We start from the raw sequence: 15,062 nt of genomic DNA, 5'->3' as shown, positions 1-15,062 counted from the left end.
CGGGGGCCTTTTTCTTTCGACGGGTCGGGATGACCCTGCCTCTGGAGCCTGAGACATGACCGAGATCACGCCGCTGTTCGTCACCCATCTGTATCGGGCGGAGTTGAACAGCCTTGCCAAGAAGAAGGTGGATTACGCCGAGCTGCACGCGACCTGCGATGCGGTGGCCGAGGATGACGAGGCCGGGCAGGAATGGTGCGAGGCGAATGGCTATCCGGGCTATACGTCCTACGCGTCGCTGGACGATCTGCCCTGGCGGATGCCGATCTTCGGCGACCTGGAAAAGGCGCTGGACAAGCATGTGGCGGCCTTCTGCGCCGCGCTGGGGTTCGATCTGGGCGACAAGAAGCTGAAGTGCAATTCGCTGTGGATCAACATCCTGCCGGAAGGCGGGACCCATGCGAGCCATATCCACCCGCATTCGGTGATTTCCGGCACGACCTATGTGGCGATGCCCGAGGGGACGAGTGCCCTGAAGCTGGAAGACCCGCGTCTGCCGATGATGATGATGGCGCCCCTGGTGAAGAAGGAGGCGGCGCAGGCGCTGCAACGCTTCGTCTATGTGAAGCCGAAGGTGGGCGAGGTGCTGCTATGGGAAAGCTGGCTGCGCCACGAGGTGCCGATGAACATGGCCGAGGACGAGCGGATCAGCGTCAGCTTCAACTATGGTTGGGCGTGAGGTCAGGCGGCGGTGCGGATCTGGATCGGTCCGTCGTCAGCGATGATGAAATCCTCTGTCCCGAGGAGTTTCACGACACCTGTCCATGACCGCAGAACGCCCGATGTATCGGTCCGTTCGAAGGTAAGGACGAGGTCGGTGGAACCGTCCTGCGGGTTTGATACGAGGGTTGCGCCCTTGTAGAAGGGCGCGTCCTCGGGGCGGATGTTGATCACAAGTTCGTCTTCGGAGGGTTTCAGGTCAGCGATGACAAGCATCCGGTCTGTCGTGAAGTCGGAGCCATAACTCACGCTGGCAAGATGGAGGGTTACGCTATCCGCGCCAGCGCCGCCGGAAACGGTGTCGACCCGCTGACCGGAAGGGTCGGCGAGGGAGATGTCGATGTTCAGTCGATCATCGCCGTCCCCTCCGTTGATGGTCGAGCTTTCCTGTGTGTTCGACGTGCTGTCCGCATTGATCGTGTCATTTCCTGCGCCGCCGAGAATCGTGAAGTTCACGCCTTCGCCGATCGTCATCACGTCATTGCCGAGGCCACCGTCCAGAGTGGAGTCGGCACCAGTCTCGATGTCGAACAGGTCGTTGCCCCCGCCGCCGAGAAAGCTGCCATCGGCAATGCCCCGGATCGTATCGTTGCCCTCGCCGCCCTCGACCCTGGACAGACCGCCCGAGGCGATTTCGTAAAGGCGGCCCTGATCGGGATCAGTGTCAGGCAAGGTGATGCCAAGGTCGTCGAGCGTGGTGTTGGTGATCCCCTGAAGTCGAACCGTGACATAGCGGTCGAAGGTGCCGCCCTTGCCGTCATCGACCTGATAAAAAAGGTTGAGGTCTGAATAAGCCCCATCGGGGTCTTCGACGAGTTCCGCACGCGCCAGATCGGGGAAGTCGATGGAGAGGCTGTCTTCGTTCGGGGTGAAATCGGCGATCGTGATGATCTTCCCGACGCCTGCCTGTTCGACGAAACCGGACAGGCCAGGCTGGACATCGAGATCGAAGACGTCTGCACCGCTGCCGCCCGACAGGGTTGGCCCCACGGTATAGTCGCTGTCCATGACGCCAATTTCGAAGCGGTCATCCCCTGTGCCACCATAGGCAGCGGCGGACTCGAAGTCGTTGGTGGGAAAGGAGATCAGGTCATCGCCCGCGTCTCCGTGCAGTATGTAGGCGTCCCCTGCGTCTCCAATCGTGTCGTTCCCGGCACCGCCGAAGACTTCGGCAGCATAGCCGTCGTCGAGATCGAACAGATCATCGCCGTCGCCTCCCAACACGTCGCCTTCTACGGTGCCGGAGAACGTGTCGTTGCCGGCGGTGCCTGCAGGATTGGGCTCACCGCTAACGAGTTCGAACGACTGCCCTTCAGGCAGGTCATTGTCCTGCGGGGGAAGAGTTCCACGAGGTGGAGCGTCGGGTGTGGATGGATCGTCATCGTCCATGAAGTAAGAGAAGGCACCAAGTCCCACCAGACCGAGAAGCAGGAGTTCCATGACCAAACAACCCCATAAACACGCAAAGGTAGTCTGATTGGCAAAAATGCATGGCGTCAACCGATTCCCCGGTGCCGCCGTGCGTGGAGGTCCCTAGAAACTAGGACTTGCCCTTCGGACATCGCTTCTGTAGAGGGACGCATCCTGCGGTTCCGGGGCGACTCGGAATCGTTGGTTCATCATTGATCCACCGGGTTCAGGGTTACCCTTCCGAGTAAGGGGCCCTCTGGTGATTGAGAAAAGGACAAAGGCCGTGAAAGCCGACGAACTGCGGGGCAAGACCCCTGACCAGCTGCGTGACAGCCTGGTTGCACTGAAGAAGGAAGCCTTCAACCTGCGCTTCCAGCAGGCCACCGGCCAGCTTGAGAACACCGCCCGGTTCAACGCCATCCGCAAGGACGTGGCGCGCATCAAGACGGTGCTGAACCAAAAAGCCGCTGAAGCCGCGAAGTAAGAGGACCACGAAATGCCCAAGCGTATCCTGCAAGGTGTCGTGACCTCGGACAAGAACGCCCAGACGATCACCGTTCTGGTCGAGCGCCGTTTCAAGCACCCGCTGCTGCAAAAGACCGTCCGCAAGTCCAAGAAGTACCGGGCCCACGACGAGCACAACAAGTTCAAGGTCGGTGACACTGTTCGCATCGAAGAGTGCGCGCCCATCTCGAAGACGAAACGTTGGACGGTGGTCGTCGAGGCGTAAGCCTCGGACCTCCGTTCGACACGAACGAAACCCTGGGACGGTTGCAGATCATGACCGTTCCCAAAGGTCGGGAGTAACCCAATGATCCAGATGCAGACCAATCTGGATGTTGCTGACAACTCCGGCGCGCGCCGGGTTCAGTGCATCAAGGTTCTGGGCGGTTCGCACCGCCGCTATGCGTCCGTCGGCGACATCATCGTGGTGTCGGTGAAGGAAGCAATTCCGAAGGGCCGCGTGAAGAAGGGCGACGTCCGCAAGGCCGTTGTCGTCCGCACCGCCAAGGAAGTCCGCCGTGAAGACGGCACGTCCATCCGTTTCGACCGCAATGCCGCCGTCATCCTGAACAACCAGGGCGAACCGGTCGGCACCCGTATCTTCGGGCCGGTCGTGCGCGAGCTGCGTGCGAAGAACTTCATGAAGATCATCTCGCTGGCACCGGAGGTGCTGTGATGGCTGCGAAGCTCAAGAAGGGTGACACGGTCATCGTGTTGACCGGCAAGGACAAGGGCAAGAAGGGCGAGATTTCCGCCGTCATGCCGAAGGACAACAAGGCGATCGTCGATGGCGTGAATGTCGCCATCCGTCACACCAAGCAGTCTGCCGCCTCGCAGGGCGGGCGTCTGCCGGTGGCGCTGCCGATCGACCTGTCGAACCTGGCCATCGTGGACAAGAACGGCAAACCGACCCGCGTCGGCTTCCGCATGGAAGGCGACAAGAAGATCCGTTACGCCAAGACCACCGGGGAGGCGATCTGATGCTTGACGCAGCCACCTATACCCCGCGCCTGAAGGCGGAATACGCTTCGAAGATCCGTCCTGCCATCAAGGAAGAGTTCGGATACAAGAACGACATGCAGATCCCCAAGCTCGAGAAGATCGTGCTGAACATGGGTGTCGGCGAAGCGGTGAAGGACAGCAAGAAGGTCAAGCAGGCCGCTGAAGAGCTGTCTCTGATCGCTGGCCAGAAGGCCGTCATCACCAAGGCGAAGAAATCCATCGCCGGTTTCCGTGTGCGGGAAGAAATGCCTCTCGGGTGCAAGGTCACCCTGCGCGGCGACCGGATGTATGAATTCCTCGACCGTCTGATCACGATCGCGCTGCCGCGCGTCCGCGACTTCCGCGGCGTGAAGGGCAACAGCTTTGACGGCCGTGGCAACTATGCCATGGGCCTGAAAGAGCACATCGTGTTCCCCGAGATCAACTTCGACAAGGTCGATGAAGTGCTCGGTATGGACATCATCATCTGCACCACCGCCAAGACCGACGCGGAAGCCAAGGCGCTGTTGAAGCATTTCAACATGCCCTTCACGTCGTAAGCGCGAGGAACCTGAGATATGGCAAAGAAATCCATGGTGAACCGCGAAGTGAAGCGCGCCAAGCTTGTGAAGCAGCATGCTTCGAAGCGCGCGGCACTGAAGGCGGTGATCAACGACCAGTCCAAGCCGATGGAAGAGCGCTTCAAGGCGACTCTGAAACTGGCCGAACTGCCCCGCAACTCGTCCGCCACCCGGCTGCACAACCGCTGCCAGCTGACGGGCCGTCCCCATGCTTACTATCGTAAGCTGAAACTCTCGCGGATCATGCTGCGCGAACTGGCCTCCTTCGGCCAGATCCCCGGCATGGTGAAGTCGAGCTGGTAAGGGAGGAGCACAGATGTCCATGAACGATCCTCTCGGCGATATGCTGACCCGCATCCGCAATGCGCAGATGCGCGGCAAATCCACCGTCTCGTCGCCGGCCTCGAAGCTGCGCGTCTGGGTGCTGGATGTGCTGACCGCGGAAGGCTACATCCGCGGCTATGAGAAGAAGACGACCGAGAATGGCCAGGGCGAACTGGTGATCTCGCTGAAATACTTCGAAGGCGCCCCCGTGATCCGCGAACTCAAGCGCGTGTCCAAGCCGGGCCGTCGCGTCTACATGGGTGTCAAGGACATCCCGTCGGTGCGCAACGGTCTGGGCGTTTCCATCGTCTCCACGCCGAAGGGCGTGATGTCGGACGCAGCGGCTCGCTCTGCCAATGTTGGCGGCGAAGTCCTCTGCACCGTGTTCTGAGGAGGATGGCATGTCTCGTATCGGCAAGAAACCCGTCGAACTCCCCAAGGGCGTTTCGGCTTCGATCTCTGGCCAGACCATCGAAGTGAAGGGGCCGAAAGGCACCCGGACCTTCACCGCTGGCGACGACGTGACGATCACCATCGACGGCACCACCGTCAAGGTGACGCCGCGTGGCACGTCCAAGCGCGCCCGCCAGCAATGGGGGATGGTGCGGTCCATGGTGGCGAACCTCGTTACCGGGGTGACCGAAGGCTTCAAGAAGGATCTGGAAATCCAGGGCGTGGGTTACCGCGCCGCGATGGCCGGAAACGTTCTGAAGCTGTCGCTGGGCTATAGCCACGAAGTGAATTTCGAAGTGCCGAAGGGGGTGACCGTCACCTCTCCGAAGCAGACCGAGATCACCGTGGAAGGCATTGACCAGCAGCAGGTCGGTCAGGTGGCCGCGAACATCCGCGAGTGGAAGCGCCCCGAGCCCTACAAGGGCAAGGGCATCCGCTACAAGGATGAGTACATCTTCCGCAAGGAAGGCAAGAAGAAGTAAGGGGCGCAAAAATGGCGAACAACAAGAGAGAGCTGTTCCTCAAGCGCCGCCTGCGCGTCCGGAACAAGATCAAGTCGATGGCCAATGGGCGCCTGCGCCTTTCGGTCCATCGGTCCAACAAGAACATCAGCGTCCAGTTGATCGACGACGTGAAGGGGGTCACCGTGGCCGCCGCCTCGTCGCTCGAAAAGGAACTGGGCGTCGTGGGCAAGAACAACATCGAGGCTGCGGCCAAGATCGGTGCTGCGATTGCCGAGCGGGCGAAGAAGGCCGGCGTGGAAGAATGCTATTTCGACCGCGGCGGGTTCATCTTCCACGGGAAGATCAAGGCGCTTGCCGATGCTGCCCGTGAAGGCGGCCTGAAGTTCTGATGACGGTGGGCGGCGGTGACGCCGCCCCGATGATCCGGGGATGCCTGCCATGCAGGGTCCACCAGGATTGGCCCATAACGGCGCTGCCGCGCCAACATGAAGGAATGCCATATGGCAGAACGTGAAAACCGCCGGGAGCGCCGTGACGACCGTCGCGACAACCGCCCGGAAGAAAACCCGGAATTCGCCGACCGTCTGGTCGCGATCAACCGCGTCTCGAAAACCGTGAAGGGCGGCAAGCGCTTTGGCTTTGCGGCTCTGGTTGTCGTGGGCGACCAGCGCGGCCGTGTCGGCTTTGGCAAGGGCAAGGCCAAGGAAGTGCCGGAAGCGATCCGCAAGGCGACGGAACAGGCCAAGCGCTCGCTCATCCGCGTGCCGCTGAAGGACAGCCGTACGCTGCACCATGACATCGAAGGGCGTCATGGCGCGGGCAAGGTGGTGATGCGGACGGCCGTCGCCGGGACCGGGATCATCGCCGGTGGTCCGATGCGCGCCGTGTTCGAGATGCTGGGCGTGCAGGACGTGGTGGCGAAATCCATCGGGTCGCAGAACCCCTACAACATGATCCGTGCCACGATCGACGGTCTGAAGCAGGAATCCTCGCCCCGTCACGTCGCCAGCCGCCGTGGCAAGAAGGTGGCGGACATCCTGAAGAAGCCCGAAGCCGAAGCTGTGGAGGGCTGATAGATGACCGCTAAGAAGACCATCGTCGTGAAGCAGGTGGCTTCGGCCGCCCGCCGCCCGGCCATCCAGACCGCGACCCTGAAGGGTCTGGGCCTGAACAAGATGCACCGCACCCGCGAGCTGGAGGACACCCCTTCGGTGCGCGGCATGGTGAATTCGATCTCGCACCTCGTGAAGATCATCGAAGAGCGTGGGTGATCGGGACGGTGCGTGCGAGCACGCACCCTACGGTTTCGGGGGCGCGCGGGGAAACCTGCGCGCCCTTTGCCATTAAGTAGGGGGGCCGCGAGGCCCGACCTGAAACAAGCAAGAAATGCCGTGTTGGCCCCATCCGTCGCAGGCGGGGCCCTTCCGGCCAAGGAGTATGCGACATGAAACTGAATGAACTGCGTGACAATGACGGCGCCGCCCGCAAGCAGAAGCGCGTGGCGCGCGGCCCGGGTTCGGGCAAGGGCAAGACCGCCGGGCGCGGGATCAAGGGCCAGAAGTCCCGTTCGGGCGTGGCCATCGGTGGCTATGAAGGCGGCCAGATGCCGCTGTACCGCCGCCTGCCCAAGCGCGGCTTCAACAAGCCGAACCGCCTGGAATATGCGGTGGTCAACCTTGGCATGATCGAGAAGTTCATCGGCCTGGGCAAGCTGGACGCGAAATCCGAGATCACCGAGGACGCGCTGGTTGCGGCGGGTGTGACCTCGAACAAGCGGGACGGCATCCGCGTTCTGGCCAAGGGCGAGATCAAGTCCAAGGTCACGCTGGTGGTCACCGGCGCTTCTGCCTCGGCCATCGAGGCGGTGCAGAAGGCGGGCGGTTCGATCACCGTGAAGGCATCGGCGGCTGCTGCGGCTGAATAACGGTTGTGAGCGGTCGGCAGACCGCTTACATAACCCCTAGTTTTCCCGCGCCGCCGACCGGAAAACGGTTCGGCGGCGCCTCCATGAAAAGAGTCCTCGGCATGGCATCTGCTGCAGAGCAAATGGCGGCGAACCTGAGCTGGTCCGCCCTAGGCAAGGCGACCGATCTTCGTCAGCGCATCTTCTTCACCCTCGGGCTGCTGATCGTCTATCGGCTGGGGACCTATATCCCCGTGCCCGGCATCGACGGCACGGCGCTGCGCGAGTTCATGACGCAGGCGACGCAGGGCATCGGCGGCATGCTGAACCTGTTCACCGGCGGTGCGATCAGCCGGATGGGCATCTTTGCGCTGGGGATCATGCCCTATATCAGCGCCTCCATCATCGTGCAGCTTCTGGCGGCCATGGTGCCGTCGCTGGAGCAGCTCAAGAAGGAAGGCGAGCAGGGGCGGAAGAAGCTGAACCAGTACACGCGCTATGGCACGGTGGGGCTGGCCATCTTCCAGGCCTGGGGGATCGCCGTGTCGATCGAGGCGGGCGGCCTGGCGCATGAGCCGGGGCTGTTCTTCAAGCTGGCCTGCGTGATCACCCTTGTCGGCGGCACGATGTTCCTGATGTGGCTGGGCGAGCAGATCACCGCGCGCGGCATCGGGAACGGCATTTCGCTGATCATCTTCGTGGGGATCGTGGCGGAGATTCCGGCCGCGCTGGTGCAGTTCTTCGAACAGGGCCGGTCGGGTGCGATTTCGACGCCGCTCATCCTTGGGATCATCGTGATGGTGATCGCGGTCATCGCCTTCGTGGTGTTCATGGAACGCGCCCTTCGCAAGATCCATATCCAGTATCCGCGCCGTCAGGTGGGGATGAAGATCTATGATGGCGGGTCGTCGCACCTGCCGGTGAAGGTGAACCCGGCGGGGGTGATCCCAGCGATCTTTGCGTCGTCGCTCCTGCTGCTGCCGACGACCATCGGCACCTTCTCGGGCCAGGATACGAACCCGGTCCTGTCCACTTTGATGGCCTATCTGGGCTATGGGCAGCCGCTGCACCTGTTGGCGATGGCGGCGATGATTGTCTTCTTCACCTATTTCTACACGTCGAACGTGTCGTTCAAGGTGGAGGATGTGGCCGAGAACCTGAAGAGCCAGAACGGGTTCATTCCCGGCATCCGCCCCGGCAAGAAGACCGAGGAATACCTGGATTATGTGGTGACCCGCATCCTTGTGCTGGGGTCGGCCTATCTGACGGCGGTCTGTCTGCTGCCCGAGGTTCTGATCGCACAGGTGGGGCTGCCCTTCTATTTCGGCGGGACGTCGGTCCTGATCGTGGTGTCGGTGACGATGGACACGATCAACCAGGTGCAATCGCATCTTCTGGCGCATCAGTATGAGGGGCTTATCGAGAAGTCGAACCTGCGCGGGAAGAAGCGGACTGCGCCCAAGGCGCCGGCGCGGCGCTGAGGTCGGTCCCATGGTGAACATCATTCTTCTGGGCCCGCCGGGGGCGGGGAAGGGCACTCAGGCCAAGCGTCTGGTGGAAGAGCGCGGGATGGTCCAGCTTTCGACCGGCGACATGCTGCGAGAGGCCAAGACCAGCGGCACCGAGATGGGCAACCGCGTGGCGGAAGTCATGGCGCGGGGCGAGCTCGTGACGGATGAGATCGTCATCGGCCTGATCGAGGAGAAGATCACCGGCCATGCGGGCGGCGGTTTCATCTTCGACGGGTTTCCCCGCACGCTCAAACAGGCGGATGCGCTTGCCGAGTTGATGAACCGCACCGGGCAGACGCTGGATGCCGTGATCGAGATGCAGGTGGACGATGCGGCGCTGGTCGCGCGGATCACCGGGCGTTTCACCTGCGGCAATTGCGGCGAGGTCTATCACGAGGTCACGCGGCCCCCGAAGGTGGCGGGAGTCTGCGATGTCTGCGGATCGACCGACATGCGCAAGCGGGCGGATGACAACGAGGACGCGCTGAAGCAGCGGCTGATGGAGTACTACAAGAAGACCTCGCCCCTGATCGGCTATTACTACGCCAAGAACCAGCTTTCCGCCGTGGACGGGCTGGCGGAAATGGACGCGGTTTCGGAAGCCATCGCATCCCTGCTTGACAAAGCCTGAGAATGCCGTCCCGCGCCCTTGACGGGCGGGGGAAAAGCCCATACAGCACGGCGTCCCGCAAGGGAATCGTCCGGCCATATTGATGCTTGGCCGGTCAGATCGAATCGGTGGAATGGGGAGACCTGCGCCGCCGGAGTTGTGAAAAAAGGTTCTGGCATCACGGAACCGCAACGAAAAGGAACATACGCGTGGCACGTATTGCTGGCGTCAACATCCCCACCCAGAAGCGGGTGCCGATTGCCCTGACCTATATCACCGGGATCGGCCCGCATAATGCGGAAATCATCTGCAACTCGCTGAACATCGACCGCGCGCGCCGCGTCAACCAGCTTTCGGATGCCGAAGTGCTGGCCATCCGCGAATTCATCGACGCGAACTTCACCGTCGAGGGCGACCTGCGCCGCGAAGTTTCGATGAACATCAAGCGTCTGATGGACCTGGGTTGCTATCGCGGCCTGCGTCACCGCAAGAACCTGCCGGTTCGCGGCCAGCGCACCCACACCAACGCCCGCACCCGCAAGGGCCCGGCGAAGCCCATCGCCGGCAAGAAGAAGTAAGGGGAGCGTTCAGATATGGCACGTGATACCAAATCCGCAGCGCGCACCAAGCGCAAGGAACGCAAGAACATCGCCGCTGGCGTGGCGCATGTGAATTCGTCCTTCAACAACACCAAGATCCTGATTTCCGACGTGCAGGGCAATGCGATCTCGTGGTCGTCGGCAGGCACGATGGGCTTCAAAGGGTCGCGGAAGTCCACGCCCTATGCCGCCCAGATGGCCGCCGAGGATGCGGGCCGCAAGGCGCAGGAACATGGCGTGAAGACGCTGGAAGTCGAAGTGCAGGGCCCGGGTTCGGGCCGCGAGTCGGCGCTGCGCGCGCTGGCCGCCGTTGGGTTCAACATCACCTCGATCCGTGACGTGACCCCGCTGGCGCATAATGGCTGCCGCCCGCCGAAGCGCCGCCGCGTCTAAGCCGTTTTGAATAAGGCGGGCCGTGCCGGATGGTGCGGCCCGTTTCAGCTATTTCTGATCCTCGGGCGTCCGCCGCTATCTGGACATGGGCTGCGGACTGGTATGGAGGCGAAAGCATGATCCACAAGAACTGGCAGGAACTCATCAAGCCGACGCAACTCGTGGTCAAGCCCGGTGCTGACCCCGCGCGCGTGGCGACGGTGATCGCCGAGCCGCTGGAGCGGGGCTTCGGCCTGACGCTGGGCAATGCGCTGCGGCGCGTGCTGCTGTCGTCGCTTCAGGGCGCGGCCATTACCTCGGTGCAGATCGACAACGTGCTGCACGAGTTTTCCAGCGTGGCGGGCGTGCGCGAGGATGTCACCGACATCGTGCTGAACCTGAAGGGCGTGAGCCTGAAGATGGAAGTCGAGGGGCCGAAGCGCCTGTCGATCTCGGCCAAGGGGCCGGGCGTGGTGACGGCGGGCGACATTTCGGAGAGCAACGGGATCGAGGTTCTGAACAAGGACCACGTGATCTGCCACCTGGATGACGGCGCAGACGTGTTCATGGAACTGACGGTGAATACCGGCAAGGGCTATGTCTCGGCTGACAAGAACCGCCCCGAGGATGCGCCCATCGGTCTGATCCCGATCGACGCGATCTATTCGCCGGTCAAGAAGGTGTCTTACGAAGTGCAGCCCACCCGCGAGGGGCAGGTGCTGGACTATGACAAGCTGACCATGAAGATCGAGACGGATGGATCGCTGACCCCGGATGACGCCGTGGCCTATGCTGCGCGTATCCTTCAGGACCAGCTTTCGATATTCGTGAATTTCGACGAACCCGAGTCGGCGAAGGCGGGCGAAGTGGATGCGGGGCTGGAGTTCAACCCGCTGCTTCTGAAGAAGGTGGACGAGCTGGAGCTTTCGGTCCGTTCGGCCAACTGTCTGAAGAACGACAACATCGTCTATATCGGCGATCTGATCCAGAAGACCGAAGCCGAGATGCTGCGGACGCCGAACTTTGGCCGCAAGTCGCTGAACGAGATCAAGGAAGTGCTTTCGGGCATGGGCCTGCACCTTGGCATGGAAGTCGAGGATTGGCCGCCGGAGAACATCGAGGATCTGGCCAAGCGCTTCGAGGACCAGTTCTGACGCGGGGCGGGGTGAACCCCGCCCTACGGAATGCCCGGGATGCCGGGGAAAACATGGGCAAATCCGCCCCAACGACGCCCCCCGCAACGCACGGGGGGCAACACAAAGCAAAACGCGATAGGAGATACCCATGCGTCACGCCCGCGGCTACCGCCGCCTGAACCGTACCCACGAACACCGCAAGGCGCTGTTCGCCAACATGGCCGGCTCGCTGATCGAGCATGAGCAGATCAAGACGACCCTGCCGAAGGCCAAGGAACTGCGTCCGATCGTCGAGAAGCTGATCACGCTGGCCAAGCGCGGCGATCTGCATGCGCGCCGTCAGGCCGCAGCGCAGTTGAAGGAAGACCGCCATGTGGAGCGGCTGTTTGCCATCCTGGGCCCCCGCTACAAGACCCGCAATGGTGGTTACCTGCGCGTGTTGAAAGCCGGGTTCCGCTTTGGCGACATGGCCCCGATGGCGATCATCGAATTCGTTGACCGCGACACCAGCGCCAAGGGCGCCGCGGATCGCGCCCGCGTCGAGGCCGAGGAAGCCGCCGAGGATTGATCCTTCGGCGCTGACAGGATCGGAAGGCCCGCCCCTGTGGCGGGCCTTTCCCATTGATGCGGGTGGATTGCAGGCGCATATCGGGGGCCGGACCATCCGAGGGAAAGCCTATGTTTCGCAACCTTTGTCTTGCTGCTGTCCTGTCGCTTTTGCCTGTCGCTGGCCTGGCGCAAACTGCCGTTCCCGCCAGCGAGGCCGAGATTTCCTTGTCTTTCGCGCCTGTCGTGAAGGCGGCGGCGCCGGCAGTTGTGAACATCTATGCCACGCGCATCGTGCAGGAGCGGCGGTCGCCCTTTGCCGATGATCCCTTCTTCAACCAGTTCTTCGAGGCGCTGGGGCCCGCCCAGCCGCGCATTCAGAATTCGCTGGGGTCGGGTGTGATCGTGAGCGCGGACGGGATCGTGGTGTCGAACTATCACGTGGTGGGGCAGGCGACGGAGATTCGTGTCGTGCTGAACGACCGGCGGGAATTCGCGGCGGATGTGATCCTGGGCGATGAGGAGAGCGATCTGGCGGTGCTGCGGTTGCGTCAGGCGGAGGCGCTGCCATTCCTTGAGATGCGGAATTCCGACGAGCTGGAGGTGGGCGATCTGGTGCTGGCAATCGGCAACCCGTTCGGGGTGGGGCAGACGGTTTCGTCGGGCATCGTGTCGGGGCTGGCGCGGTCTGCCTTGCAGGTGGGGGATGGGCGGGGATATTTCATCCAGACCGATGCGGCGATCAACCCGGGCAATTCGGGCGGGGCGCTGGTGGATGTGCAGGGGCGGCTGGTGGGGATCAACACGGCGATCCTGACGCGGGGGGGCGGGTCGAACGGGATCGGCTTTGCGATACCCGCCAATTTGGTGCAGAGCATCGTGGCGCAGGCCGAGGCGGGAGCCACGCGCTTTGCCCGGCCCTGGGCGGGGGTGACGGGGCAGGCGATGGATGCGGCGCTGGCCGAGAGCCTTGGTCTGGCGCGGCCGGATGGCGTGGTGATTTCCGAGGTTCATCCGAAAAGTCCCTTTGCGGCTGCGGGGTTGCGGCCGGGGGATGTGATCCTGTCCCTCGGAGGGGAGCCGACGAACACGCCGCAGGAGGTGATCTTTCGCATGGCGGCGCTGGGGGTGGGGACCGAGGCCGAGATTGTCTGGCTGCGGGACGGAGAGGCGAAGCAGGCCATGATGGTGCTGGCCCCGGCGCCGGACGATCCGCCGCGCGAACAGATGACGGTCATCGCGGATGTGGGGCTGCGCGGCTTGACCGTGGTGCGGATCAATCCGGCGGTGATCGAGGAACTGGGTCTGCCGATGCAGGCCGAGGGCGTGGCGGTGTGGCAGGCGGAGGACCTGTCGGCGCGGGCCGGGGTGCAGCGGGGGGATATCCTGCTTGGCATCAATGGCGCGGCGGTGACGGCGCCTGCGGATGTGCTGGCGCTGGCCGAGATGGGGGCGCGGGTCTGGGTGCTGGACCTGATCCGCGAGGGGCGGCCGTTGCGGCTGCGGTTCCGTTTCTGATGCTTTCGCCGGGGCCTTTGGCGGGGTAGGTTGGGGGCATGGCTGATCTCTTCGACTCTGCCCCCCGACCCGCCGCCGAGGGCCCGCGCCCGTTGGCCGATCGGCTGCGGCCGAAGCGGTTGTCGGAGGTGATCGGGCAGGGGCATGTGCTTTCGCCGGAGGGGCCGCTGGGCGCGATGCTGGCGGCGAAATCCTTGAGTTCGCTGATCCTTTGGGGGCCGCCGGGGGTGGGGAAGACCACCATCGCGCGGCTGCTGGCGGATGAGACGGATCTGGCCTTCGTGCAGATTTCCGCGATCTTTACCGGGGTGCCGGACCTGAAGAAGGTGTTCGAGCAGGCGAAGATCCGGCGCGGGAACGGGCAGGGGACGCTGCTTTTCGTCGATGAGATTCACCGGTTCAACAAGGCGCAGCAGGACGGATTCCTGCCGCATATGGAGGATGGGACGATCCTTCTGGTCGGCGCCACGACCGAAAATCCGAGCTTTGAGTTGAACGCGGCGCTGCTGTCGCGCGCGCAAGTTATTGTTTTGGAACGGCTTTCGCTGGCCGATCTGGAGCGGCTGGCGCAGCGGGCGGAGAAGGAGCTGGGCCGCAGCCTGCCGCTGACGGGGGAGGCGCGGGAGGCGATGCTGGAGATGGCGGATGGGGATGGGCGGGCGTTGCTCAACCTCATCGAGCAGGTGGCGGCCTGGAAGGTGGAGCGGCCATTGGACCGCGCCCAGCTTTCCCAGAGGTTGATGCGGCGGGCGGCGAAATACGACAAGTCGGGGGAGGAGCATTACAACCTGATCTCGGCGCTGCACAAATCCATCCGGGGGTCGGACCCGGACGGGGCGCTGTATTGGTTCGCGCGGATGCTCGAAGGCGGGGAGGACCCGAGGTTTCTGGCGCGGCGGCTGGTCCGGATGGCGGTGGAGGATATCGGTCTGGCCGACCCGCAGGCGCAGGGGATTTGCATAGATAGCTGGCAGACCTATGAGCGGCTGGGGTCGCCGGAGGGCGAGTTGGCGCTGGCAAATGCCGTGGTTTATCTGGCACTTGCGCCGAAATCGAACGGGGTTTACGTGGCCTATAAGGCGGCGCGGGCGAGTGCGCGGGAGACGGGGTCCCTGATGCCGCCGAGGCATATCCTGAACGCGCCGACGAAGCTTATGAAGGAGATCGGCTATGGGGCGGGCTATGCCTATGACCATGAGGCCGAGGACGGGTTTTCGGGGCAGGACTATTTCCCCGAAGGCATGAAGCGCCCGGTCTTCTATGCGCCGCCCGAGCGGGGGTTCGAGCGCGAGTTGAAGAAGCGGGTGGAGTATTTCGCCAGGCTGCGGGCGAAACGGCAGGGCGAGCGTTAACGCCCGCGGATTTTCCCATATCCTGCAAGGGTTTGGCCGATATTGGCTGTGCCGCATCCTGTGCCGCATTTTGTGCAG

Annotated in this window: 22 protein-coding genes; 21 read left to right on the top strand and 1 reads right to left on the bottom strand. The window is 63.0% G+C overall.

Annotated elements, in window-relative coordinates:
- Positions 1-55: 55 nt before the first annotated feature.
- Entirely contained in the window at positions 56-679 is a 624-nt protein-coding gene (locus tag C0V75_RS13275; RefSeq protein WP_101921447.1) for a TIGR02466 family protein, read from the top strand.
- A 2-nt stretch (positions 680-681) separates the two neighbouring features.
- Here C0V75_RS13275 and C0V75_RS13270 read toward each other — a convergent pair whose 3' ends face one another.
- On the bottom strand, positions 682-2,160 hold the full coding sequence (locus tag C0V75_RS13270; protein WP_143710426.1) for a calcium-binding protein: 1,479 nt from the start codon (positions 2,158-2,160) through the stop codon (positions 682-684).
- A gap of 253 nt (positions 2,161-2,413) precedes the next feature.
- Between C0V75_RS13270 and rpmC the strand changes: the two genes are divergently transcribed.
- The 20 genes from rpmC (at position 2,414) to C0V75_RS13170 (ending at position 14,984) form a co-directional block, all read left to right on the top strand.
- Positions 2,414-2,614, top strand: coding sequence for a 50S ribosomal protein L29 (rpmC, locus tag C0V75_RS13265; protein WP_101921445.1), 201 nt, complete (start codon positions 2,414-2,416; stop codon positions 2,612-2,614).
- A 12-nt stretch (positions 2,615-2,626) separates the two neighbouring features.
- Positions 2,627-2,860 carry a 30S ribosomal protein S17 gene (gene rpsQ / locus C0V75_RS13260; RefSeq protein WP_101921444.1) on the top strand — a complete coding sequence of 78 codons (234 nt, stop codon included), beginning with the start codon at positions 2,627-2,629 and terminating at the stop codon, positions 2,858-2,860.
- Positions 2,861-2,941: 81 nt separating this feature from the next.
- Positions 2,942-3,310 carry a 50S ribosomal protein L14 gene (gene rplN / locus C0V75_RS13255; protein WP_023666245.1) on the top strand — a complete coding sequence of 123 codons (369 nt, stop codon included), beginning with the start codon at positions 2,942-2,944 and terminating at the stop codon, positions 3,308-3,310.
- Entirely contained in the window at positions 3,310-3,615 is a 306-nt protein-coding gene (gene rplX / locus C0V75_RS13250; protein ID WP_101921443.1) for a 50S ribosomal protein L24, read from the top strand. The genes rplN and rplX overlap by 1 nt, the downstream gene beginning before the upstream one ends.
- Entirely contained in the window at positions 3,615-4,175 is a 561-nt protein-coding gene (gene rplE, locus C0V75_RS13245; RefSeq protein WP_101921442.1) for a 50S ribosomal protein L5, read from the top strand. Before rplX ends, rplE begins: the two co-directional genes overlap by 1 nt.
- Positions 4,176-4,193: 18 nt before the next feature.
- A complete protein-coding gene (rpsN, locus tag C0V75_RS13240; protein WP_101921441.1) occupies positions 4,194-4,499 on the top strand; it encodes a 30S ribosomal protein S14 in 306 nt (101 codons plus the stop codon).
- Between the two features lie 13 nt (positions 4,500-4,512).
- Positions 4,513-4,911: a 30S ribosomal protein S8 gene (gene rpsH / locus C0V75_RS13235; RefSeq protein WP_101921440.1), complete on the top strand. Its 399-nt coding sequence runs from the start codon at positions 4,513-4,515 to the stop codon at positions 4,909-4,911.
- Positions 4,912-4,921: 10 nt separating this feature from the next.
- The gene (gene rplF, locus C0V75_RS13230) at positions 4,922-5,455 is read left to right on the top strand and encodes a 50S ribosomal protein L6 (protein WP_101921439.1); all 534 of its coding nucleotides are present in this window, start codon (positions 4,922-4,924) and stop codon (positions 5,453-5,455) included.
- 11 nt (positions 5,456-5,466) lie between these two features.
- Positions 5,467-5,826 carry a 50S ribosomal protein L18 gene (gene rplR / locus C0V75_RS13225; RefSeq protein ID WP_101921438.1) on the top strand — a complete coding sequence of 120 codons (360 nt, stop codon included), beginning with the start codon at positions 5,467-5,469 and terminating at the stop codon, positions 5,824-5,826.
- Positions 5,827-5,937: 111 nt separating this feature from the next.
- Positions 5,938-6,510, top strand: coding sequence for a 30S ribosomal protein S5 (gene rpsE / locus C0V75_RS13220; RefSeq protein WP_101921437.1), 573 nt, complete (start codon positions 5,938-5,940; stop codon positions 6,508-6,510).
- A 3-nt stretch (positions 6,511-6,513) separates the two neighbouring features.
- Positions 6,514-6,708, top strand: coding sequence for a 50S ribosomal protein L30 (gene rpmD / locus C0V75_RS13215; RefSeq protein ID WP_101921436.1), 195 nt, complete (start codon positions 6,514-6,516; stop codon positions 6,706-6,708).
- A gap of 173 nt (positions 6,709-6,881) precedes the next feature.
- The gene (rplO, locus tag C0V75_RS13210) at positions 6,882-7,361 is read left to right on the top strand and encodes a 50S ribosomal protein L15 (protein ID WP_101921435.1); all 480 of its coding nucleotides are present in this window, start codon (positions 6,882-6,884) and stop codon (positions 7,359-7,361) included.
- A gap of 101 nt (positions 7,362-7,462) precedes the next feature.
- Complete coding sequence (gene secY, locus C0V75_RS13205) at positions 7,463-8,821, top strand: preprotein translocase subunit SecY (protein WP_101921434.1); 1,359 nt, start codon at positions 7,463-7,465, stop codon at positions 8,819-8,821.
- 10 nt (positions 8,822-8,831) lie between these two features.
- The gene (locus C0V75_RS13200; RefSeq protein WP_101921433.1) at positions 8,832-9,482 is read left to right on the top strand and encodes an adenylate kinase; all 651 of its coding nucleotides are present in this window, start codon (positions 8,832-8,834) and stop codon (positions 9,480-9,482) included.
- 188 nt (positions 9,483-9,670) lie between these two features.
- Positions 9,671-10,039 carry a 30S ribosomal protein S13 gene (gene rpsM, locus C0V75_RS13195; RefSeq protein WP_023664558.1) on the top strand — a complete coding sequence of 123 codons (369 nt, stop codon included), beginning with the start codon at positions 9,671-9,673 and terminating at the stop codon, positions 10,037-10,039.
- 15 nt (positions 10,040-10,054) lie between these two features.
- Positions 10,055-10,453 carry a 30S ribosomal protein S11 gene (rpsK, locus tag C0V75_RS13190; protein WP_101921432.1) on the top strand — a complete coding sequence of 133 codons (399 nt, stop codon included), beginning with the start codon at positions 10,055-10,057 and terminating at the stop codon, positions 10,451-10,453.
- Positions 10,454-10,569: 116 nt separating this feature from the next.
- A complete protein-coding gene (locus tag C0V75_RS13185; RefSeq protein WP_101921431.1) occupies positions 10,570-11,586 on the top strand; it encodes a DNA-directed RNA polymerase subunit alpha in 1,017 nt (338 codons plus the stop codon).
- A gap of 130 nt (positions 11,587-11,716) precedes the next feature.
- Complete coding sequence (rplQ, locus tag C0V75_RS13180) at positions 11,717-12,136, top strand: 50S ribosomal protein L17 (protein WP_101921430.1); 420 nt, start codon at positions 11,717-11,719, stop codon at positions 12,134-12,136.
- Positions 12,137-12,246: 110 nt separating this feature from the next.
- Positions 12,247-13,632, top strand: coding sequence for a trypsin-like peptidase domain-containing protein (locus tag C0V75_RS13175; protein WP_101921429.1), 1,386 nt, complete (start codon positions 12,247-12,249; stop codon positions 13,630-13,632).
- Positions 13,633-13,670: 38 nt separating this feature from the next.
- On the top strand, positions 13,671-14,984 hold the full coding sequence (locus C0V75_RS13170; protein WP_101921428.1) for a replication-associated recombination protein A: 1,314 nt from the start codon (positions 13,671-13,673) through the stop codon (positions 14,982-14,984).
- Positions 14,985-15,062: the final 78 nt, after the last annotated feature.

The sequence above is a fragment of the Tabrizicola sp. TH137 genome (assembly GCF_002855575.1).
Classification (GTDB): Bacteria; Pseudomonadota; Alphaproteobacteria; order Rhodobacterales; family Rhodobacteraceae; genus Paragemmobacter.
The sequence above is the reverse complement of the archived record's forward strand: the minus strand, read 5'-3'. Positions and strand labels throughout refer to the sequence as shown.

What these genes read in the sequence shown, in the direction of transcription:
- rplN (WP_023666245.1), top strand. Translation starts at nt 2,942, where the DNA reads ATGATCCAGATGCAGACCAATCTGGATGTTGCTGACAACTCCGGCGCG.
- rpsE (WP_101921437.1), top strand. Translation starts at nt 5,938, where the DNA reads ATGGCAGAACGTGAAAACCGCCGGGAGCGCCGTGACGACCGTCGCGAC.
- rplO (WP_101921435.1), top strand. Translation starts at nt 6,882, where the DNA reads ATGAAACTGAATGAACTGCGTGACAATGACGGCGCCGCCCGCAAGCAG.
- C0V75_RS13200 (WP_101921433.1), top strand. Translation starts at nt 8,832, where the DNA reads ATGGTGAACATCATTCTTCTGGGCCCGCCGGGGGCGGGGAAGGGCACT.
- rpsQ (WP_101921444.1), top strand. Translation starts at nt 2,627, where the DNA reads ATGCCCAAGCGTATCCTGCAAGGTGTCGTGACCTCGGACAAGAACGCC.
- rplQ (WP_101921430.1), top strand. Translation starts at nt 11,717, where the DNA reads ATGCGTCACGCCCGCGGCTACCGCCGCCTGAACCGTACCCACGAACAC.
- rpsH (WP_101921440.1), top strand. Translation starts at nt 4,513, where the DNA reads ATGTCCATGAACGATCCTCTCGGCGATATGCTGACCCGCATCCGCAAT.
- C0V75_RS13170 (WP_101921428.1), top strand. Translation starts at nt 13,671, where the DNA reads ATGGCTGATCTCTTCGACTCTGCCCCCCGACCCGCCGCCGAGGGCCCG.
- rpmD (WP_101921436.1), top strand. Translation starts at nt 6,514, where the DNA reads ATGACCGCTAAGAAGACCATCGTCGTGAAGCAGGTGGCTTCGGCCGCC.
- rplE (WP_101921442.1), top strand. Translation starts at nt 3,615, where the DNA reads ATGCTTGACGCAGCCACCTATACCCCGCGCCTGAAGGCGGAATACGCT.
- C0V75_RS13175 (WP_101921429.1), top strand. Translation starts at nt 12,247, where the DNA reads ATGTTTCGCAACCTTTGTCTTGCTGCTGTCCTGTCGCTTTTGCCTGTC.
- rplX (WP_101921443.1), top strand. Translation starts at nt 3,310, where the DNA reads ATGGCTGCGAAGCTCAAGAAGGGTGACACGGTCATCGTGTTGACCGGC.
- rplF (WP_101921439.1), top strand. Translation starts at nt 4,922, where the DNA reads ATGTCTCGTATCGGCAAGAAACCCGTCGAACTCCCCAAGGGCGTTTCG.
- C0V75_RS13270 (WP_143710426.1), bottom strand. Translation starts at nt 2,160, where the DNA reads ATGGAACTCCTGCTTCTCGGTCTGGTGGGACTTGGTGCCTTCTCTTAC.
- C0V75_RS13185 (WP_101921431.1), top strand. Translation starts at nt 10,570, where the DNA reads ATGATCCACAAGAACTGGCAGGAACTCATCAAGCCGACGCAACTCGTG.
- rpsN (WP_101921441.1), top strand. Translation starts at nt 4,194, where the DNA reads ATGGCAAAGAAATCCATGGTGAACCGCGAAGTGAAGCGCGCCAAGCTT.
- rpsK (WP_101921432.1), top strand. Translation starts at nt 10,055, where the DNA reads ATGGCACGTGATACCAAATCCGCAGCGCGCACCAAGCGCAAGGAACGC.
- rplR (WP_101921438.1), top strand. Translation starts at nt 5,467, where the DNA reads ATGGCGAACAACAAGAGAGAGCTGTTCCTCAAGCGCCGCCTGCGCGTC.
- C0V75_RS13275 (WP_101921447.1), top strand. Translation starts at nt 56, where the DNA reads ATGACCGAGATCACGCCGCTGTTCGTCACCCATCTGTATCGGGCGGAG.
- secY (WP_101921434.1), top strand. Translation starts at nt 7,463, where the DNA reads ATGGCATCTGCTGCAGAGCAAATGGCGGCGAACCTGAGCTGGTCCGCC.